This window comes from Bowmanella dokdonensis, assembly GCF_017254865.1.
Classification (GTDB): Bacteria; Pseudomonadota; Gammaproteobacteria; order Enterobacterales; family Alteromonadaceae; genus Bowmanella; species Bowmanella dokdonensis.
Genome location: NZ_JAFKCV010000001.1, coordinates 116,085 through 135,523, shown reverse-complemented (window position 1 = coordinate 135,523; position 19,439 = coordinate 116,085). Strand labels below are relative to the sequence as shown.

Annotated in this window: 19 protein-coding genes; 14 read left to right on the top strand and 5 right to left on the bottom strand. The window is 55.2% G+C overall.

What is annotated here, in order from left to right; translation table 11 throughout:
- Positions 1-6 precede the first annotated feature (6 nt).
- A complete protein-coding gene (gene rsd, locus J0A66_RS00660) occupies positions 7-465 on the bottom strand; it encodes a sigma D regulator (RefSeq protein ID WP_206571845.1) in 459 nt (152 codons plus the stop codon).
- Positions 466-678: 213 nt separating this feature from the next.
- On the opposite strand from rsd, the gene nudC reads away from it, so the two are divergent.
- The gene (nudC, locus tag J0A66_RS00655; RefSeq protein ID WP_206571844.1) at positions 679-1,479 is read left to right on the top strand and encodes an NAD(+) diphosphatase; all 801 of its coding nucleotides are present in this window, start codon (positions 679-681) and stop codon (positions 1,477-1,479) included.
- Between the two features lie 44 nt (positions 1,480-1,523).
- Here the strand turns inward: nudC and J0A66_RS00650 are convergent, their stop codons facing one another.
- Genes J0A66_RS00650 through J0A66_RS00640 form a run of 3 tightly spaced genes read right to left on the bottom strand, consistent with a single transcriptional unit; the run spans position 1,524 to position 4,646 of the window.
- Complete coding sequence (locus J0A66_RS00650; protein WP_206571843.1) at positions 1,524-2,267, bottom strand: gluconate 2-dehydrogenase subunit 3 family protein; 744 nt, start codon at positions 2,265-2,267, stop codon at positions 1,524-1,526.
- Position 2,268: 1 nt separating this feature from the next.
- Positions 2,269-3,948 carry a GMC family oxidoreductase gene (locus tag J0A66_RS00645; protein WP_206571842.1) on the bottom strand — a complete coding sequence of 560 codons (1,680 nt, stop codon included), beginning with the start codon at positions 3,946-3,948 and terminating at the stop codon, positions 2,269-2,271.
- A 2-nt stretch (positions 3,949-3,950) separates the two neighbouring features.
- Positions 3,951-4,646, bottom strand: coding sequence for a 3-keto-disaccharide hydrolase (locus J0A66_RS00640; RefSeq protein WP_206571841.1), 696 nt, complete (start codon positions 4,644-4,646; stop codon positions 3,951-3,953).
- Positions 4,647-4,865: 219 nt separating this feature from the next.
- Between J0A66_RS00640 and J0A66_RS00635 the strand changes: the two genes are divergently transcribed.
- Both J0A66_RS00635 and hemE read left to right on the top strand, forming a co-directional pair.
- Positions 4,866-5,591 carry an AraC family transcriptional regulator gene (locus J0A66_RS00635; protein ID WP_338143849.1) on the top strand — a complete coding sequence of 242 codons (726 nt, stop codon included), beginning with the start codon at positions 4,866-4,868 and terminating at the stop codon, positions 5,589-5,591.
- A 487-nt stretch (positions 5,592-6,078) separates the two neighbouring features.
- The gene (gene hemE / locus J0A66_RS00630) at positions 6,079-7,146 is read left to right on the top strand and encodes a uroporphyrinogen decarboxylase (RefSeq protein ID WP_206571840.1); all 1,068 of its coding nucleotides are present in this window, start codon (positions 6,079-6,081) and stop codon (positions 7,144-7,146) included.
- 36 nt (positions 7,147-7,182) lie between these two features.
- Here the strand turns inward: hemE and queG are convergent, their stop codons facing one another.
- Positions 7,183-8,319 (bottom strand): tRNA epoxyqueuosine(34) reductase QueG, encoded by a 1,137-nt coding sequence (queG, locus tag J0A66_RS00625; RefSeq protein ID WP_206571839.1) that lies wholly within the window; start codon positions 8,317-8,319, stop codon positions 7,183-7,185.
- Between queG and J0A66_RS00620 the strand changes: the two genes are divergently transcribed.
- The 11 genes from J0A66_RS00620 (at position 8,319) to J0A66_RS00570 (ending at position 19,393) form a co-directional block, all read left to right on the top strand.
- Positions 8,319-9,830: an NAD(P)H-hydrate dehydratase gene (locus J0A66_RS00620; RefSeq protein WP_206571838.1), complete on the top strand. Its 1,512-nt coding sequence runs from the start codon at positions 8,319-8,321 to the stop codon at positions 9,828-9,830. The genes queG and J0A66_RS00620 overlap by 1 nt on opposite strands.
- Positions 9,831-10,283 (top strand): tRNA (adenosine(37)-N6)-threonylcarbamoyltransferase complex ATPase subunit type 1 TsaE, encoded by a 453-nt coding sequence (gene tsaE / locus J0A66_RS00615; protein WP_206571837.1) that lies wholly within the window; start codon positions 9,831-9,833, stop codon positions 10,281-10,283. It begins immediately after the preceding gene.
- 7 nt (positions 10,284-10,290) lie between these two features.
- A complete protein-coding gene (locus tag J0A66_RS00610; protein WP_206571836.1) occupies positions 10,291-11,613 on the top strand; it encodes an N-acetylmuramoyl-L-alanine amidase in 1,323 nt (440 codons plus the stop codon).
- 15 nt (positions 11,614-11,628) lie between these two features.
- On the top strand, positions 11,629-13,314 hold the full coding sequence (gene mutL / locus J0A66_RS00605) for a DNA mismatch repair endonuclease MutL (protein WP_206571835.1): 1,686 nt from the start codon (positions 11,629-11,631) through the stop codon (positions 13,312-13,314).
- A complete protein-coding gene (miaA, locus tag J0A66_RS00600) occupies positions 13,307-14,236 on the top strand; it encodes a tRNA (adenosine(37)-N6)-dimethylallyltransferase MiaA (protein WP_206571834.1) in 930 nt (309 codons plus the stop codon). The genes mutL and miaA overlap by 8 nt, the downstream gene beginning before the upstream one ends.
- A 96-nt stretch (positions 14,237-14,332) precedes the next feature.
- The gene (gene hfq, locus J0A66_RS00595; protein ID WP_206571833.1) at positions 14,333-14,584 is read left to right on the top strand and encodes an RNA chaperone Hfq; all 252 of its coding nucleotides are present in this window, start codon (positions 14,333-14,335) and stop codon (positions 14,582-14,584) included.
- A 22-nt stretch (positions 14,585-14,606) separates the two neighbouring features.
- Positions 14,607-15,899, top strand: coding sequence for a ribosome rescue GTPase HflX (gene hflX / locus J0A66_RS00590; RefSeq protein ID WP_206571832.1), 1,293 nt, complete (start codon positions 14,607-14,609; stop codon positions 15,897-15,899).
- 53 nt (positions 15,900-15,952) lie between these two features.
- A complete protein-coding gene (hflK, locus tag J0A66_RS00585; RefSeq protein WP_206571831.1) occupies positions 15,953-17,107 on the top strand; it encodes an FtsH protease activity modulator HflK in 1,155 nt (384 codons plus the stop codon).
- Positions 17,108-17,110: 3 nt separating this feature from the next.
- Positions 17,111-17,998: a protease modulator HflC gene (hflC, locus tag J0A66_RS00580; RefSeq protein ID WP_206571830.1), complete on the top strand. Its 888-nt coding sequence runs from the start codon at positions 17,111-17,113 to the stop codon at positions 17,996-17,998.
- Positions 17,999-18,044: 46 nt separating this feature from the next.
- A complete protein-coding gene (locus J0A66_RS00575) occupies positions 18,045-19,208 on the top strand; it encodes an aminotransferase class V-fold PLP-dependent enzyme (RefSeq protein WP_206571829.1) in 1,164 nt (387 codons plus the stop codon).
- Positions 19,205-19,393 (top strand): DUF2065 domain-containing protein, encoded by a 189-nt coding sequence (locus J0A66_RS00570; RefSeq protein WP_206571825.1) that lies wholly within the window; start codon positions 19,205-19,207, stop codon positions 19,391-19,393. The genes J0A66_RS00575 and J0A66_RS00570 overlap by 4 nt, the downstream gene beginning before the upstream one ends.
- Positions 19,394-19,439: the final 46 nt, after the last annotated feature.

Below are 19,439 nucleotides of genomic sequence, written 5' to 3'. Positions count from 1 at the left end.
TTCCGGTTAAAGATGTCGCTGATACAGATTGTTGATCAGCTTGTCTTCCAGCTCGAAACGTTCTTCCATAGCCTGGCCCAGTTGGGAAAGATGGCGATCGAATCCCGTCAAATCCTGCTCTTCCTCGATTTCGGCATAATGATCGTTAAAGCTCAGGGCTTCATCCGTAGTGCCGGAAATCTGCGGATAGATTTCGTCCGCCAGGGCACAACCGTTAGCGGCACTGCCATTGACTATCTGATCATAGAACTCGAAGTGTCCGGCTGACACATAGTCCATCAGCAATTCACAGAAGGCCTCAATGGAATTCTTGGTGGGCAGGGCCTGTTTGTCCCCTTCAAAAGGAGGTAAACCGGCCAGCCGGCAATACTCGACCAACAGTTGTTTGCGGGCATTCAACCAGTTGTCTATGGCGCTGTGGGAGCCGCCCCACTTCTGTTCTGCTTGTTCGATTTTTCTCAGCATCAGATTACTCTCCTGCTCCAGCCTGTCCTGTATGCCTGCGGATAAGCGCCAGTATATCAAATTGCCCACACAGGGACAGCATAACCCATTGCCCGGGCTCATCTGGTCGGTTGAGGAAGTAATTTCGTGCCTCTCAGGGGCTTTGGCTGTCGAAGCGCTTTTCTAATAGGTACACTAGCCGGACTAGAGAAATATTGGTTGTTGGATACTCTTATGAAACTCACCCCCTCCGCAGACGAACTGGCTTACTGGCTAATCCTTCACCAGGACAAGGTGGTCCAGTTGGGTGAAGAACCCGGCCTGCTGAAGTGCCACTGGTCCGCCCTGGACTTTGCTGCGGCCTATGCGGGGGAAATCATCAAGATCGGCGAGTATCGCCAGCACAATTGTTATTTACTGGACCTGGGCAGTGAGTCACCCGGCAGCCCCCGGACGGAGCTGGTTGGGCTGCGCGCCACCCTGATGACCCAGTCCTCAGACGCCTATCAGCTGATTGCCAGGGGCTGGCAGCTGGCTCACTTTCTGCGTACACACAGATACTGTGGTCAGTGTGGGCGCAGTATGCATCTGGTGGACTGGGAGCTGGCCATGCTCTGTCATGGATGCGGTCATCGCTGCTATCCGCGTATCTCACCCTGTATTATTACAGCCATTCGCAAGGACAAGCAGATACTGCTGGCACAGGGAAGACACCATAAAAGCGGCATGTTTTCCACCCTCGCAGGGTTTGTGGAAAGTGGCGAGAGCCTGGAACAGGCCGTCCACCGGGAAGTGATGGAAGAGGCCGGCATTGAAGTTAAAAACCTGCGTTATTTTCGCAGTCAGCCCTGGCCCTTTCCCCACCAGCTCATGGTGGGTTTCCTGGCCGATTATGCCGACGGCGAAATCAAAGTGGATGGCGAGGAAATCATCGAGGCCCATTGGTTCAGTATGGACGAGCTACCTTTAATCCCACCTGCTTTTTCCATTAGCGGGCAATTGATTGAGGCCACCCGCCAATTGATTGAGGGCTGATCTGGCCAGCGACATCCCTGCTACCGGAGCATGTCGACCGCCCCTCAGCCGCTGTATGCACAGTCTGATAACCCCAGATCCGCCAGCACCTCTTCCAGATGAGCCCGGGCCTCGTCACTCGGGCCGGGGTAATCACCGGCGATGGGCACGTTTCCCATATAGCCGATATCCCGGGTTCCTACCGGGGAGCAGAAAAACGCCGCCAATACCAGACTGCGCAACCGCCCGAATGCACCGGCAATCTGCCTGAAGGGTTCGGCAGTGTGCTCGTTGTCGTAGGCGATATCATCCACAATGGCCAGTTGCTGCTGCGGGTCAAGGGCAGCGAAGTTGGCGTTGAAGCGAAGTGTCGCCTCGTCATCTATCCAGGCCAGAGCATGCAACAGGGTGACGCGATCCTGCTGCTGAACCGAATAGGGTGCACTGACCCACTCATCAATCACATCAGGCACATGCACCTGTGACGCACTGGGAACTGAACCCTCGCGAGGCACGATAATGTCTGAAAGTATGGCTACCAGTTCCAGTTGTGCCGCCGTCAGGGTTTTTGGCCAAGGCGATTCAGGCGGTATCAGCAGATTCGGATCCTGACCATAGCCCCTTGCAGTGATCGGCGCCAACTTCAAATCAGGCCAGTGGCCGGCGCCACTTTGGGCGGTATGGGTCCAGTCGCCGCATCCACTGACCATACTGACGGTTGAACTGGCAACCAGCAGGCCGAGCCATTTGAGAGATTCACGCCGGGTCATGCCCGACTGATAATGGTGCGAATGCTGTTGTTCCGTCATCTCAGAGCATCCCTTTGTCCAGTTGGCCGGCCAACCAGGTGGCGTTGCGCATGGTCAGCGTCATAATAGTCAGGGTGCAGTTTTTGTGAGGATTGGAGGCGAACACCCCGCCATCCATGACAAACAGGTTGTCACAGTCCCAGGTCTGCCCCCACTGGTTGGTAACAGAATCCGACGCTGAACTTCCCATCCGGGTGGTGCCCACTTCATGGATGATTTCACCGCCTTTGGAGATAGCCTTTTCGGCTGCGGGCACATCCCCCACTGTCGCGCCCATGGTTTCCAGCAGCAGTCTGGCCGTTTTCAGGCCATGTTCAACCTGCCTTAGCTCATTTTCGGACCATCTGAAATGGAACTTTGGCACCGGAATCCCCCACTTATCCTGCACCTTGTCGTCAATCTCCATATAAGCACCGGGGTTGGGCAACATTTCTCCCCGCAGTGCAAAGCCAACATAGGCCCCATAATGATCCCTGACGTCCTGCTTAAGTGCCGGTCCATAGCCTTGCAGATTCCCCCCCACCCAGGCACCGGGTTGGCTGAAGCCGTTGCTGATCTCGAAGTGATAGCCGCGGGGAAAGTCCAGATCTCCTTTTTCCTGCATCTTATGTCCCCACCAGGGGATAAACAGGTGATTGGCCGTATGGCCGTCCTCATTGTACCTGGGACGCCCCTTCAGGGCCGGGATCAGGGCTCCCAGATAAGCACCGGTGGAGTCCATCAGGTTTCTGCCGACCTGGCCACTGGAGTTAGCCAGCCCCTTGGGAAACTTACGACTCTTGGAGTTCAGCAGGATGCGGGCTGATTCGCAGGCACTGGCGGCCAGGATAACAACACGGGCCGTCAGTTTGTGCTCCTCTACGGAGTGCTTGTCCACGTAGGTCACACCCACTACCCTGCCGTTATCGTCCACATCCACCGACTTCACCATGGCCTGGGTAATCACCTGCAGATTACCAGTAGCCCTGGCCATAGGGATCAGCGAGGTAGTGGTCTGAAATGCCGCGCCTATAGAGCAGCCACGTCCACAGGGGGTGGCATAGAAGCAGGCGGCCCGATCATCTTTGGGCCGGGTCAGCACTGCCCTGTGCATGGGCGCCACGGGAATCCCGTGTTTCTTCGCTGCAGCCGCCACCAGCAATTCAGGGATCCTGGGTTGTGGCGGGGGTTGCAAGATGCCCTCGGGGGAAGGCGGCATATCGTCCAGGCCGGTATTGGTGCCGCAAACTCCCACCAGTTCTTCGGTCTTGTCATACCAGGGCGCAATGTCCTGATACTCAAAAGGCCAGTCTGCGCCCAGACCGTCACGGCTCTTGCCTTTAAAATCATGCTCACTGAAACGCAATGAATAGCGCCCCCAGTGATTGGTACGGCCACCCAGCATGCGGGCCCGCCACCAGAGAAATTCAGAGTTACTGGCGGTGGTATAGGGTTCGTGCGGTACCTGCCAACCGCCGTCCACCGTGGCATCGTAGAAACCGAAATTCTTGTCCCGGGTCGAAGCACCCATCAATGGCGCTTCGCCATTGGTCTGGAACATGGGGGTTTCGGTCTTGGGGTCATAATCACGGCCAGCTTCCAACATCAGAACCTTGTGTCCCGCCTTAGCCAGGGTATAAGCGGCCATCGCCCCGCCAGCTCCGGAACCCACCACCAATACCTCATGCCTGAAAGCCGGCATTGTCAGAGCTCCCTAATCTTAATGTTCCTGAACCACACAGGGTCACCATGATCCTGCAGACCTATATGGCCCCGTTTGTTCTTCGCAAACCCTTTCCAATCGGCGAACTTGCTGTTTGCCACCAGCACCTTCCAGGTACTGCTGCCGATTACGATACTGGCGGTCACCACCCCATTCTGCCAAATCTGCAGATGGTTATTCTGCAATCTTATGGTGGTATGATTCCATTCGCCGGCTGGCTTGTGCGAGGATTGGGGGGAAGCAATCATATCGTACAGCGACCCCGATAAATGTGAGTCGATCTGGTTGTCAGAATGCCTTTCATTGTCCAGAATCTGTACTTCCGGCGCATGGGCATAGATAGCAGTGCCTGTCTCATCTGCCAGGAAGAAGATCCCGCTGTTGCCCCCTTCCGATATTTTCCATTCCAACTGCAGTTCGAAATCCCCGAAGCTCTCCCGGGTGATGAGGTCGCCTCCCCCTTTACCGCTCAGCAGCATAGCGCCGTCTTCCACGATCCAATTGGGGTTTAGAGTTTGGCTCTGGTAATTGCGCCATCGGGAAAGGTTCTTGCCGTCGAAGAGCGGCGTCCAGCCGGCGGTCCTTTCTTCGGCGCTCAACCGGCTATCTGCGCCATACACGCCCACGGACAGGGAGACAGTCAGCAGCAATACCGGGAGACTCAGCCTTGTAAACATCCGTCCCTTACTCCTTAAATTATGAAGGGTTGCAGCCATTTTTATTATTGATCAGCACAGACCTGACTTTTCCAGGCCTTCAGGCATTTCGTTAATAAGCTGTAAACAGAATAGGGGCAAAACTTGGCCGGGTGGTAGAAGAAATTCGGTTGACAATGCAATAAATTCGGCGTTTATATTCCCGCCACAGACATCGGATATCAGGTTCATACTCTAGTTGTGGCGGCATATAACATCTTGGAAGAGGCGGGCGTAAAAAAGATAATTGCGGCGTTTGACCTGCTCCCAGACATCCTCTTCTGGGTCAAGGATACCCAGAGCCGGATCATCTATGGCAATCAGGAATTTGTTAAACATCTGGGATACAGGTTTCTGGAGCAGGTACTGCATAAAACCGATTTCGACTTCTCGCCCCACCATCTGGCCCATCAGTTTGTGACCGACGACAAACGGGTCCTGGAAGGACATCAGGTGACCGACAGGCTGGAACTAAATCACACTGCCTCCGGCGAACTGGGCTGGTTCTCGACGTCCAAACGGGTACTGACAGACGAGCAGGGCCGGATCATCGGCACCTACGGCATGACCCGGCATCTGGAGAAAACCTCAAAAACCCTCTCCAATGTGCATGCGGTGGACGCCCCCGTCCAATATATACGGGAGCATTTCAACAAGAAGATCAGCATCGAGAAACTGGCCGATCTGGCCCATCTGTCCGTCAGCGCCCTGGAGCGACGATTTAAGAAACACCTGGCCAAGACCCCTAAACAGTTCATCAACGAAACCCGCCTGGAAAACGGCAGGAAGATGTTGTTGGAAAGCCGCCTGGCCATCGCCGACGTCGCCTATCAGTGCGGATTCTCCGATCCCAGTTATTTCAGCAAACAATTCCACAACCTGTTCGGTGAAACTCCTTCGAAATTACGCAAGGCCGTCACCCGGTAGCCAACTTAGGGCGTGCTTGTCTTTCAATTTGGCCTCTGTTGAGAGCAAAAAAGCTATTCAATCAAGGCGCCAATAACGCCGTTTAGTCATCTAAACAAGTTGGGAGCAACGCAGAGTGAATGCTTTTTAGCCTCACCCCTCCAGACTGGCAGCTTGGTATCAGCTCATTCACCGGTTTTTGTCCGCCTGGATATCAAGGCAAAACGGAAATAAAAAAGCCTTACCCCGAAAGGTAAGGCTTAAATATTTTTAGCGTGGAGGTCCCGTATGCCGGGCTTCTTTTATTTGGATTTCACTAGCGCAGTGGTTTTATAGCAGACTTTTTGCAAACTGTGCAAGCTTTCATACCTCAAACGGGATGAATGACATAACAAGCACTCATCTCCGCGCCAATTCTGGCCTACAGGGCAATTCCCACTCCCTATTCTGTATTTAGCCGAATCCGGCTGGTAGAATGCGCGCACTTTCTGCTTTAACGAGAATGCGCATGCAGGCCCTTAAAAATGACAGGTATTTACGCGCCCTGTTGAAACAACCCGTGGATATGACACCAGTATGGATGATGCGTCAGGCGGGTCGCTACCTGCCTGAATATCGTGCCATTCGCGCCGAGGCCGGCGACTTTATGTCCTTATGTAAAAACCCTGAACTGGCCTGCGAAGTGACTCTGCAGCCCTTGCGTCGCTTCGAGCTGGATGCGGCCATTCTGTTTTCCGATATTCTGACCATACCCGACGCTATGGGCCTGGGGTTATATTTTGAAAGCGGCGAAGGCCCGAAATTTGAGCGGCCGCTGCGCACTGAGAGTGCGATTAAAGCCTTGTCGGTTCCGGATCCTGAAGATGAACTGGGTTATGTGATGGATGCCGTGCGCACCATTCGCAAGAACCTGACGGGTCAGGTGCCACTGATCGGTTTTTCAGGCAGTCCCTGGACACTCGCCACCTATATGGTCGAAGGCGGCTCTACCAAGAGTTTCAACATTATCAAGAAGATGGCATTTTCCGAGCCCGGAACCCTGCATCTGCTGCTGGATAAACTGGCCGATTCCGTAACCCTGTACCTGAATGCCCAAATAGCTGCAGGTGCGCAGTCGGTGATGATTTTTGATACCTGGGGAGGCGTGCTCTCTCCCCGCGACTATCAAGACTTCTCCCTTCAGTACATGCATAAGATAGTGGACGGCCTGACCCGCGACAATGAAGGCCGCCGGGTACCTGTTACCCTGTTCACCAAAAACGGGGGAATGTGGCTGGAGGCCATCGCCGCAACGGGTTGTGACGCCGTGGGTCTGGACTGGACCATCAATATTGAGGAAGCCAGGGCCAGAGTCGGCGACAAGGTTGCCCTGCAAGGCAATATGGATCCGTCCATGCTCTATGCGCCACCGGCGCGCATCGAAGAGGAGGTGCAGCAGATTCTGGCAGGTTTTGGTCAAGGGTCGGGGCACGTCTTTAATCTGGGACATGGCATTCACCCTGATGTGCCGCCCGAAAACGCCAAAGTCTTTGTTGAGGCGGTGCATAGCTACAGCCGGCAGTATCACGAGACCTGAGTGGGCCAGTTGGCTAAAAGCTCCCTAAGCAACTGCTCAGGCATCCCTGGGCAGCCCTTTCTCGATACTTCGAATCAACCTGCTGGTCAGCCGGTCAGGCCCGGTCACGGCTTTTTCTGCCTGCTGGCTCAGTGCCCAGTCAATATGCTCCAGCACCATGTCGCTAACTTGTGCCTTCTTCGCTTCCAGTGCCTGAACCACCGCTTCTGAGTATGGTGCATTGCCCAGCGCGACAGCAATGTTTCGCAGCCAGCGCTCGTGGCCGATACGGCGTATTGCCGAACCTTCGGTTTGCTTGAGAAAAGTCTGCTCATCCCAGTTGAATAACTCAAGCAATTGCCTGCCCTTTAGCTGCTGACGGGGATGGAAGTCCCCTTCAGCGGTGATACTGGCATAACGGTTCCAGGGGCAGATAAGCTGACAATCATCGCAGCCGTAGATACGGTTGCCCAGCAAAGGGCGAAATTCCTCGGGAATGGCGCCTTTTAGCTCGATGGTCAGATAAGAAATACAGCGTCTGGCGTCCACTATATAGGGTTCAACGATGGCATTGGTCGGGCAAATGGTCAGGCAGGCCGTGCAACTACCGCAGCCTTCTTCAATGGGCTCATCCACCGGCAGGGGAAGATCGATAAACAACTCGCCAAGAAAAAACCAGGAGCCGGCTTCCTTACTCAATGTCAGGGAGTGCTTGCCGGTCCAGCCGATTCCGGCTTTCTCTGCCAGCGCATGTTCCAGGACCGGCGCCGAGTCCACAAAGGGCCGGTAACTCAATTCAGCGGTAGCCTGGCGAATCTTTTCACCCAATTGCTTGAGGCGCTGGCGCATCAGTTTATGGTAGTCACGACCCAAGGCATAGCGACTGATATAGCCGGTAGCCGGATTGTTAAGATCCCGGGCAAAGCTGGCGTCCGGTGGCAGATAGTCCATCCTGACACTGATCACACGCAAGGTCCCGGGTACCAACTCGGCAGGACGGGCGCGCTTCATGCCGTGCTCGGACATATAACGCATTTCGCCGTTCATCTGCTTGTCCAGCCATCGCCTGAGGTGGTCCTCATGACGTGTAAGATCCACATCGCAGATCCCCACCTGTTGGAAACCTAGCGATTTTCCCCAGCTCTTGATACTTTCAGATAAGCGCCTGAGTTCACTGTCGGAGGGATCGGCCATTGAATACGTTTACTACCCTGAAGATGATGCCCAGCATAGCACAGAAAGTTTTCAGCACGGAGCAGGTGAAGGCCACCGAGCCTGTGGCAGCACAGATAGCAGGTATCAGTCTGTATGAGCTGATGGAAAGGGCTGGCCTGGGGGTATTCGATGAACTCCAACTGCACTTTCCCCAGGCCAGAAGATTGCTGGTATTGGTTGGTCATGGCAATAACGGCGGGGACGGCTTTGTGCTGGCCAGGCTGGCCAGGCAGGCAGGCATTGAGGTCACCCTGGTGGAAATTGGCGAACAGGCAAAGTTCAGCGAAGATACCCGGGCGGCCTGTCAGCGCTGGTTGGATAACGGCGGTCAGAATCACCGATGGCCGCATCCCCTGCATGGCTATGATTTGGTGGTCGATGCCATGCTGGGGACCGGCATTCAAGGAGAGGTTCGCAGTCCCTACCGGGAAGTCATCGACAAGCTGCAGGAAGTGGAATCCGCTATTCTGAGTATCGATGTACCCTCGGGCCTCAATGCCGATACCGGCAGTCCTGGCGGGACCGCCGTGCAGGCCACGCGCACGGTAACGCTGGTCGCCATCAAGCCGGGGCTGGTAACGGGCCGGGGCAGGCAGTATACAGGTAAGCTGTCACTGGCCAGATTGGGGATTGGCGCAACCTTTGACAAGCTGGCGGCGCCTTTTGCCAGTTTAATCCGTCTGGAAGATCTCCCGCCGCTGCCACCCAGACCGGCCAACAGCCATAAAGGCATGTTTGGCCGGTTACTCTGTATCGGGGGCAATCAGGGCATGCCGGGCTCCATGCGCTTATGTGCCGAAGCGGCCCTTCGCACCGGCGCGGGGCTGGTCAAAGTATTGTGCCATCCGCAGAGCCAGAACGTGGTTGTGCAGGGATGTCCCGAACTGATGCTGGCCGATCCGGAAGAAAACCCACAGCAACTGTTTGACTGGGCGAGTTGCTTTGCCATCGGCCCGGGGCTGGGTCAGGATCCCTGGGCCCAGGAGTGGCTCAATGCTTTGTTGTCTTACCAACAGCAGCACCACAAACCCATGGTGTTGGATGCCGATGCCCTGAATCTGGTGGCTGCCAGCAAGAACAAGAAACTGCCGGGCAATACAGTATTAACTCCCCATCCGGCGGAAGCCGGCAGACTGCTGGGTCTGTCCGCCGCTGAAATTGAGCAGGACAGATACAAAGCGCTGGACAGAATGGTGCAACTATACAGCGCCAGTCTCATTCTCAAAGGCGCAGGTAGTCTGGTGTCGGCCAATCAGGAACGCTATGTCATTTGTGACGGCAACCCCGGCATGGCCAGCCCCGGCACCGGCGACCTGCTCACCGGAGTGATTGCCGGATTGCTGGCCCAGGGCATGGACACCGGCCATGCAGTGCTCAGGGCGGCCTGTCTGCACGGGGCAGCCGGCGATATGGCCGCTGAAGATGGCGGAGAACGTGGTATGATCGCAAGCGATTTGTTGCCCTTTATCCGTCGACTGGTTAATCACTGAATGAAGAAGTCTTTTGAACTGGAAAATGAACAGGCTACCGCCGAGTTGGCCAGACAACTGGCCGGGGCTTGCCACCAGGCCACTGTCATTTATCTGCATGGCGATCTGGGGGCAGGCAAGACCAGCTTCTGTCGCAGTTTCATTCAAGCCCTGGGATATGCAGGACGCGTCAAGAGTCCCACTTATACCCTGGTGGAGCCTTATGAGGTGGGTAAATGGCGGATATTCCATTTCGATCTGTACCGGCTGGCCGATCCAGAAGAGCTTGAATTCATCGGTATCCGGGATTATTTCGAGCCAGACTGCCTGTGCCTGATAGAATGGCCGGAAAAAGGGGCAGACAACTTGGCTCCAGCGGATTTGCAGATTAACATAGACTTCAATGGCTCTGGCCGAACTATTACCTTGCTAGCCCTGTCTGAGTGGGGAGAGGCATTACTAAAACAATTATAAAGCGCGCATGGCACCAAAACGACTCATTACATGGATAGCCACCCTGACCCTGCTGATGGTCAGTTCTCTTACCTGGGCGAAGAACCAGGTGGAAGGAGTGCGTATCTGGCCGTCGCCCACCAATACCCGGGTGGTCTTTGATATGCAAGCTGCCCCCCAGTACAGCTATTTTACTCTCAACAATCCCACCCGGCTGGTGGTCGATTTAGCCAACACTGCCAAAACCCTGAACTTCGAAGGCATTCCCAACGAGAGCAAACTGATTAAGCGCCTGCGGTACAGCAGCCCCAAGGACAAGGCCTCCATCCGTGTGGTGTTTGATCTCAATGAGGCAGTGGATCCGCAAATCTTTGCTCTGCCCCCCACCGCCCCCTATGGGGACAGGCTGGTGATCGACCTTGGCAGCAAAACCGACACACCGGCCCAGATGATTAAACGCCAGAGCCAGGATCAGGACAGAAAGATCGTGGTGGCCATTGACGCCGGTCATGGCGGTGAGGATCCCGGCTCTATAGGTTACGCCGGCAGCTATGAAAAACATGTGACCCTGAGTATTGCCAGGATGTTGGCCGAACGCATTGATAGAACACCCGGCATGCAGGCCGTGATGATCCGTAGCGGCGACTATTATATTCACCCGAACAAACGCGCCGACATGGCCCGGCAGCAGAAGGCCGACCTGTTTATTTCCATTCACGCAGATGCCTTTACCACGCCCCAGCCCAGCGGGGCATCTGTCTGGGTATTGTCCATGCGCCGGGCCAACTCTGAGTTGGGGCGCTGGCTGGAAAACAGCGAGAAACATTCTGAGCTGTTGGGCGGCGCCGCCGAAGTCATCCAGGACACTGCCAGTGAACGCTACCTGACCCAGGCACTGTTGGATATGTCCATGGATCATTCCCTGTCCACCAGTTACGAAATCAGCCGTGAGGTGCTCAAGGAAATGGATAAGATCACCAAACTGCATAAGAGCGTGCCCCAGGCGGCCAGTCTGGCGGTGCTGACTTCACCTGATATCCCCTCCATACTGGTAGAAACAGGGTTTATTTCCAATCCCACCGAAGAGAAAAATCTCAACTGGGCCAAGTTCCGGGAAAATATGGCAGATTCCATTTATCAGGCCGTCGAAAGATACTTCAAGCGTATGCCCCCCGATGGCACCCTCTGGGCCAGACTGAAGCGGGAAAACCGCACGCACAAAGTCAGCCCCGGAGAATCCCTGTCCCTGCTGGCCCAGCGCTACAATGTGCAGGTCAGCGATTTAAAGGCGGCCAACAATCTGGATACTGACATGGTCCGCATCGGTCAGGTACTGACCATCCCCAACTGACAAGCCTATAATATTTTGCCAATTCAAATACTGCCCGCTCAACTTGCCAACCAGATTGCCGCTGGGGAAGTGGTCGAAAGGCCCGCTTCAGTTATCAAGGAACTGGTGGAAAACAGCCTCGACGCAGGCGCCGACCGCATCGAAGTGGAAGTGGATAAAGGCGGGCATAAACGCATCCTGATCAGAGACAATGGCAGTGGCATAGGGAAACAGGAGCTGACCCTGGCACTGAGCCGCCATGCCACCAGCAAGATTCATTGTCTGGATGATTTGGAACAGATCATAAGTCTTGGATTTCGCGGCGAGGCCCTGGCCAGTATCAGTTCTGTGTCCCGCCTGACCCTGACCTCCAAGCCGCAGGCTCAGCCTGAAGCCTGGCAGGCCATCGCCGAAGGACGGGACATGCGGGTCCGGCTTATCCCCGCAGCTCATCCCGATGGTACCAGCGTCGAAGTGCTGGATCTGTTCTTCAATACGCCAGCCAGGCGCAAGTTTCTGCGTACCGAAAAGACCGAATTCCAGCATATTGACGAAGTCATCCGACGTATCGCCCTGTCCCGCTTCGACACGGCTTTCAGTCTTAAGCATAACGGCAAGCTGCTGCGTCAGTATCCCAAAGCGGCCAGTCAGGCGGCCAGACAGAAACGGGTTGCCCTGGTGTGTGGACAGGGCTTTGCCCAACAGGCGCTGACCATCAGCAGTGAGCTGCAGGGCCTGTCACTGCATGGCTGGCTGAGCCTGGAACCCGCGAGCCAGCCGGATCAACAGTATTTTTATGTCAATGGCAGGATGATGCGGGACAAGCTGATTCACCATGCCATACGCCAGGCCTTTGAAGGGTGGCTGCCACAGGAGGCCCACCCCGCTTTTGTGCTTTACCTGACTCTGGACGCCCGTGAAGTCGATGTGAATGTGCATCCTGCCAAACACGAAGTACGCTTTCATCAGGCCAGGCTGGTGCATGACTTTATCTTCCGCGCTTTGCAGGATGCGCTGGAACAGCCTGCCCCAGAACAAACGCCCGCCACCCTCTCGTCAACCAGGTCGGTGCAGGTGGCTGAACCCCGCCATGACTATATTCGTCCCCTGCAATCTAAAACAGTCACAGGTACAAGTAGAGACTTGAATGGGAGCAGGCAACCAGTTGCCTCACGGGCCGTCAAGAGTTATCAACAACTGGTCACCTCCTCGTCTGCACCCCGCACGCAGGAACAGTGGCTGCTGATCAGGGGACGCTACCTGCTGCTGAGCGCAGAGGACAACTGCTACCTTGTGCCCCTTTACCGGTTGGAGCGGAACAGGCTGGCCAACCTCCTGGATCACGAGCCAGTCAGTCAGCCATTACTGATGCCGGTGGCAATCCCCTGCGACGAAACACTGGCGGCAGCGTTCAGCCGGCATCAAGAGGCGTTACCCGCCCTGGCACTGGATATTCAGATGCACGCCCGCCGGCTGCTGGTCAAACAGGTTCCGGCTGGATTGCGCCAGCACGATTGGTCAACTCTCCTGCCCCCCCTGCTATCGGCCCCGGCACAACACCTCAAAGAGCGTCTGTTGGAGTTACTGGCCAATGCACAGAAAAACTACACCGCTGAGCAGGCCGCCACCCTGTGGCAATGGCATAGTGACCATGAGGACCCGGAAATAACTCTCAAACAATGGGGCCGCAGGATCCCACTGGAAGACTGGCTGCATGACTGACTCAGGCCACCTGCCCCCGGCTATTTTTCTTATGGGTCCGACTGCCTCGGGTAAGACAGATCTGGCTATCCGCCTGGTGCAGACCATGCCCTGTGAGATCATCAGCGTCGATTCGGCGATGATCTACCGGCACATGGATATAGGCACGGCCAAACCCAATGCCGAGGAGCTTAGTCTGGCTCCGCACCGACTGATAGATATCCTGGATCCGGCCCAGGTGTACTCCGCCGCCGATTTTCGCGCCGACGCCCTGCGCGAGATGGCCGATATTCACGCCAGGGGTAAGATCCCCCTGCTGGTTGGCGGCACCATGATGTACTTTAAAGTGTTGCTGGAGGGGCTCTCTCCCCTGCCGGGTTCGGACGCAGAGGTGCGCGAGGCGATAGAAAAACAGGCGAGTGAACAGGGCTGGCAGGTGCTGCACGATGAGCTGGCACGCCTGGATCCTGTCTCGGCTCAGCGCATTCATCCCAATGATCCTCAGCGTCTGACCCGGGCCCTGGAAGTGCTGCGTCTGACAGGCAAGAGCCTCACCGAGTTAACCCGGGAGAAAAGCCCACCGTTACCTTATAGGGTATTCCAATTTGCCATATCCCCCGCCGACAGGGCTGTGCTCCATGACAGGATTGCCCTGCGATTTGATCAGATGTTAAGCCAAGGCTTTGAAGAAGAAGTAAAAAAACTTCACAGCAGACATGATCTGCATCTAAACTTGCCCTCTATAAGGTGTGTCGGTTATCGGCAGATGTGGGAGCATCTGGACGGAAGGTACGACCACAAGGAAATGCGCTTTCGCGCTATAGTGGCGACCAGACAACTGGCCAAACGCCAATTGACCTGGTTGAGAAGTTGGCAGGATATCCACTGGATGGATACCTTTGCCGGAAATAATCTGGAGTGGCTGACTTCCCGGTTAAAATGACCCCGCACTGCCCGCAGGGCAGCTATACAGAGGGTGCAAAAGCTGTATAATCGGGAAGCTGGCTAGAATAGATAAGAAAAATAAAAGGATACTACAATGGCTAAGGGCCAATCACTGCAAGACCCATTTTTGAATGCCCTGAGAAAAGAACGTGTTCCGGTATCTATTTACCTGGTAAACGGCATTAAGCTGCAAGGTCAGGTGGAGTCTTTCGATCAATTCGTGATTCTGCTCAAGAATACTGTCAGCCAGATGGTGTATAAGCATGCCATCTCTACCGTTGTGCCGTCGCGTCCTATTCCCATGGTTGCGAATCCTCAGTCAAGCCCGGATAATGACGAGGATTAATCATCCCATCAGGAGATAATGCTTGTTTGACCGTTATGAAGCAGGTGAGCAGGCTGTACTGGTACATTTAGAATTCCCCGACGAAAGCAGCAGAGAGGATTTGCATGAACTGCAAATGCTGGTTTCGTCTGCCGGTGTCCAGGCCGTCGGTCTGGTGACCGGCACGAGAGCCTCACCCACTGCCAAACTCTTTGTCGGCACCGGTAAGGCAGACGAGATCGCCCAACAGGTGAAAGCTTTGGGCGCAGACGTCGTGATCTTCAATCATGCTCTTACCCCCTCACAGGAACGTAACCTGGAAAAGCTCTGCCAATGCCGGGTGTTGGATCGGACCGGTCTGATCCTGGATATTTTTGCCCAGCGCGCCCGGACCCATGAAGGTAAGCTTCAGGTGGAACTGGCACAGCTAAAACATATTTCGACCCGGTTGATTCGTGGCTGGACCCACCTGGAGAGACAGAAAGGGGGGATAGGTCTGCGCGGGCCGGGTGAGACCCAGTTGGAAACCGACAGACGATTGCTCAGAGCCAGGATCGACCATATCCTTAAACGCCTGCAGAAAGTACAAAAGCAGCGAGAGCAGGGACGCCGGGCCAGGACCCGCGCAGAGATTCCGACTGTCTCGCTGGTGGGCTATACCAATGCCGGTAAGTCAACGCTGTTCAATACCCTGACTTCTGCCGGCGTCTACGCGGCGGATCAGTTGTTCGCGACCCTCGATCCCACCCTGCGCAAGATTCAGTTACAGGACGTGGGACCAGCTATTTTGGCCGATACGGTTGGATTTATCCGCCACCTGCCCCATGATCTGGTAGCGGCGTTTAAGGCCACACTGCAGGAAACCCAGGAAGCCGACCTGCTGCTGCATGTGGTGGACTACGCCGACGAACAGTACAAGGACAACATCGACCAGGTAAATCTGGTGCTGGATGAAATAGAGGCCGGCGACGTCCCGCAATTAATGATTTGTAACAAAATTGACCAGTTACCCGGCGTCGAACCCCATATCGATCGGGATGAGGAAGGAAATCCGGTACGCGTCTGGATTTCCGCCCAACAGGGGCTGGGTATGGATCTGCTGCTCCAGGCTCTGACCGAAAGTCTGGGTCGCAGCATGGTGGAATTCAGTTTGCGCATTCCACCTAAAGAAGGAAAACTGCGCGGAGCGCTCTATCGCATGAAGTGTATCTCGTCCGAGACTTATGCCGAAGACGGCGACTGGCTGGTGGATGTACGCATGCCGGTGAAAGATTGGCACCAGCTTGAGAAGCATGTGACCTCGAACCTGACGTCTTACGTAATCAATAAGCATTAAGCTTTTGAAGCAGCGATTTCGGATACCATTTACCTATCAATACGGAGAAAGACATGGCTTGGAATGAGCCTGGAGGCAATAACAACGACCCCTGGAAGAATCGCGGCAGCCGCGATCAGGGGCCGCCTGACCTGGATGAAGTTTTCAAGAAATTCTTCGATAAGCTGGGTGGTTTCGGCGGTGGTGGCAAAAAGTCATCCGGCAAGGGATTTGGCGGCGTAGGCCTGGGCCTGATTGCCGGCATCCTGGTAGTGGTCTGGTTTATCAGCGGATTCTACACCCTTAACGAAGCGGAACGTGGCGTGGTCCTGAGGTTTGGCCAGTTCCACAGCTTTGAAGAACCCGGACTGCGTTGGAAGCCCACCTTTATTGACAAGGTGTATCCGGTGAATATCCGGTCTGTCCGCACCATGCCCTCCTCCGGCTTTATGCTTACCGGGGATGAAAACGTGGTCAGGGTGGACATGGAGATCCAGTATCGGGTTACCGACCCCTTCAAATACACCTTTTCCGTGGTGGAGCCTGATGAAAGTCTGCGTCATGCGCTGGACAGCGCCATCCGTTACGTAGTCGGCCATTCAAAAATGGACAACGTGCTGACCAAGGGACGGGAAGAGACCCGCCAGAAGGTCAGGGATGAACTGGTCAGTATTATCACGCCTTATGATATGGGGGTTGAAATACTGGATGTTAACTTTAAGGATGCCCGTCCTCCGGAAGAGGTAAAGGCCGCCTTCGATGACGCCATCGCCGCCCAGGAAGATGAACAGCGCTTTATCCGTGAGGCAGAAGCCTACGCCCGGGAAATCGAACCCCGCGCCCGGGGCCAGGTCAATCGTATGGCCCAGGAAGCCCAGGCTTATAAAGAGAGGGTCATTCTCGAAGCCCAGGGTGAAGTGGCCCGCTTCGAAGAACTGTTGCCCCAGTACGCGGCGTCACCTGAAGTGACCCGTCAACGACTCTATCTGGAAACGCTGGAAGAAGTGTATGGCAAGACCAGCAAGATCCTGGTCGACAACCAAGGCAGCGGCAATATGATGTATCTACCGCTGGACAAGATCCTGGAACGCCAGAACAATGCTGTGCAACCTCCGGTATCCAGTAACACCCTGGACGGTCTGAGAAGCAACACCCAGACCCAGTCTTCCAGTGACAATAATGGCAGTACGGGTTCACGTACCGACAGATTCCGCAGTGGGAGGGACTAACAGATGAGAAACCTCAGTATCGTTCTGATCATCGTACTGGTCATCCTGGGCTTCGGTTCCATCTTCGTGGTGGAGGAAGGCTATCGTGGCATCGTCATCCAGTTCGGTAAGGTGCGGCGTGATGACCAGACTGACCAGACCATCGTCTATGAGCCCGGTCTGCATTTGAAACTGCCCTTTATCGATACCGTTAAGAAGCTGACCTCCAAGGTGCAGACACTGGATGATGGCGCAAACCGCTTTGTCACGGCAGAGAAGAAGGATTTGATCGTCGATTCCTACGTTAAATGGAAAATCAATGACTTCGCCAAGTACTACCTGGCCACAGGGGGCTTCAAGGATCGGGCCGAAACCCTGCTCAAACAAAAGGTCAACAATGGCCTGCGTAGTGAGTTTGGTAACCGCACCATTCCCCAGATCGTCTCAGGTGAGCGTTCTGAGCTGATGGACAAGGCCATGAAACAGTCTGCCGAAAGCGCACAGGAACTGGGCATCGAGATTGTGGATGTGCGGGTCAAGCAGATTAACCTGCCGCTGGAGATCAGTAACTCCATCTTCCAGCGCATGCGGGCTGAGCGGGCTGCCGTGGCCAGGGAGCATCGCTCTCAGGGTCAGGAGCAGGCTGAGATCATCCGTGCGGATATCGACGCCCGGGTGACGGTGATGCTGGCAGAGGCGGAACGCAACGCCCGTAAGCTCCGTGGTGAAGGGGATGCGGAAGCAGCAAAAATTTACGCTGACACCTATTCCAAAAGCCCGGAGTTCTATGCCTTCCTGCGCAGCATGGATGCCTACCGCAACAGTTTCAACAATAAGCAGGATGTGTTGATTCTGGAGCCTGACAGTGACTTCTTCCGCTATATGAACGACACCCAAGGCAAGAAGAAATAAACAAAAGGGGCCCTGCGGGGCCCTTTCGCCATTCTGCAAGGGCAAGATGAAATCCTATCAACACCTTTACCAGCGTTTTTTAAGTGCCAATGCAGGTAAGCAGCACTTCGCCTGCCACAGCCACCATTACTGGCCAGATGTCACCCGCCAGGCGATGCTGCAATATTGGGATGATTCTGCCTCCCTGGCAGATGACAAGTGGGATGTGATTTTCGGCAAGAAAGTACCAGCCGTGCAGCAGCATATCGCCGGCATACTCAATACCCAGCAGCCCGGTCAACTGGTGTTTGCGCCCAATACCCACGAGCTGCTGTACCGCATTTTAAGCTGCCTGGACTGGAGTCGGCCCCTGCGTATTCTGACCACCGACAGCGAGTTTCACAGTTTCAACCGCCAGATAGACAGGCTCGCTGAGCTGGACAACCTGGTGGTTGAGAAGGTTCCGACCCTGCCCTTTGCAGACTTTGAACAACGATTTGCTGAGACGGCCGCCGCCCGAGACTGGGATCTGATTTTTGTCAGCCAGGTTTTTTTCAACTCGGGGCTGGCGGTCAGAGACCTTGGGGCATTGGTGGAGGCGGCGCCACCACAGGCGATTTTTGTTATCGATGGCTATCACGGCTTTATGGCCCTGCCCACAGACCTGTCATCCGTCGCCGGAAGAGCATTTTATCTGGCCGGCAGCTATAAATATGCCCAGGGCGGTGAGGGCTGCTGTTTTGCACATGTCCCGGCCAATTGCGATTTACGGCCACTGTACACCGGCTGGTTTGCCGAGTTTGGCGAACTGGATCAGGCTAAGGACGGTCGGGTCAGTTACAGCACCGACGGCATGCGCTTTGCCGGGGCGACAATGGATTACAGTGCTTTATACCGATTATTGGCGGTGCTGGAATTGTTTGCGCAACAAGGGCTGACAGTGGAGAAAGTCCACCAGCATGTACAGCGTTGCCAGCAGCACTTCCTGGGCATGCTGGACAAACTGGACCACTCCCTGCTGAACCGGGCTGCCTTGGTGCAGCATGATGCCGACTATCACGGCCATTTTCTGACCTTCAGGCTGCAAAGCCCGGAACAAGTGCAAGCTCTGCACCGCCATCTGAAGTCCCACGGTGTGATGACAGATGCCCGGGGCGACAGACTCCGGTTTGGTTTTGCCCTGTACCATGATCCTGGCCAATATGATTTGCACTGCCTGGAGGGTCTATGAGCGAAGTCCTGTGGTTGGCACTGGCTATGGTCCTGGTACTGGAAGGCATAGGGCCCATGCTCTTCCCCAAGAAATGGCAACGCTATATGCAGCAGCTATCCGGGCAACCGCCAGAACAATTGCGGACCATGGGAGGCGTGATGGTGACCATCGGTTTGGTAGCATTGTTTTACCTGCTTAAATAGCCTGGTAATGGCCGGTTTCCCTTCCTGTCCTGCCTATTCCATCAAA

Coding starts and splice junctions, on each gene's coding strand:
- rsd (WP_206571845.1), bottom strand. CDS start 465: ATGCTGAGAAAAATCGAACAAGCAGAACAGAAGTGGGGCGGCTCCCAC.
- nudC (WP_206571844.1), top strand. CDS start 679: ATGAAACTCACCCCCTCCGCAGACGAACTGGCTTACTGGCTAATCCTT.
- J0A66_RS00650 (WP_206571843.1), bottom strand. CDS start 2,267: ATGACGGAACAACAGCATTCGCACCATTATCAGTCGGGCATGACCCGG.
- J0A66_RS00645 (WP_206571842.1), bottom strand. CDS start 3,948: ATGCCGGCTTTCAGGCATGAGGTATTGGTGGTGGGTTCCGGAGCTGGC.
- J0A66_RS00640 (WP_206571841.1), bottom strand. CDS start 4,646: ATGTTTACAAGGCTGAGTCTCCCGGTATTGCTGCTGACTGTCTCCCTG.
- hemE (WP_206571840.1), top strand. CDS start 6,079: ATGCAGGCCCTTAAAAATGACAGGTATTTACGCGCCCTGTTGAAACAA.
- queG (WP_206571839.1), bottom strand. CDS start 8,319: ATGGCCGATCCCTCCGACAGTGAACTCAGGCGCTTATCTGAAAGTATC.
- tsaE (WP_206571837.1), top strand. CDS start 9,831: ATGAAGAAGTCTTTTGAACTGGAAAATGAACAGGCTACCGCCGAGTTG.
- J0A66_RS00610 (WP_206571836.1), top strand. CDS start 10,291: ATGGCACCAAAACGACTCATTACATGGATAGCCACCCTGACCCTGCTG.
- miaA (WP_206571834.1), top strand. CDS start 13,307: ATGACTGACTCAGGCCACCTGCCCCCGGCTATTTTTCTTATGGGTCCG.
- hfq (WP_206571833.1), top strand. CDS start 14,333: ATGGCTAAGGGCCAATCACTGCAAGACCCATTTTTGAATGCCCTGAGA.
- hflK (WP_206571831.1), top strand. CDS start 15,953: ATGGCTTGGAATGAGCCTGGAGGCAATAACAACGACCCCTGGAAGAAT.
- hflC (WP_206571830.1), top strand. CDS start 17,111: ATGAGAAACCTCAGTATCGTTCTGATCATCGTACTGGTCATCCTGGGC.
- J0A66_RS00575 (WP_206571829.1), top strand. CDS start 18,045: ATGAAATCCTATCAACACCTTTACCAGCGTTTTTTAAGTGCCAATGCA.
- J0A66_RS00570 (WP_206571825.1), top strand. CDS start 19,205: ATGAGCGAAGTCCTGTGGTTGGCACTGGCTATGGTCCTGGTACTGGAA.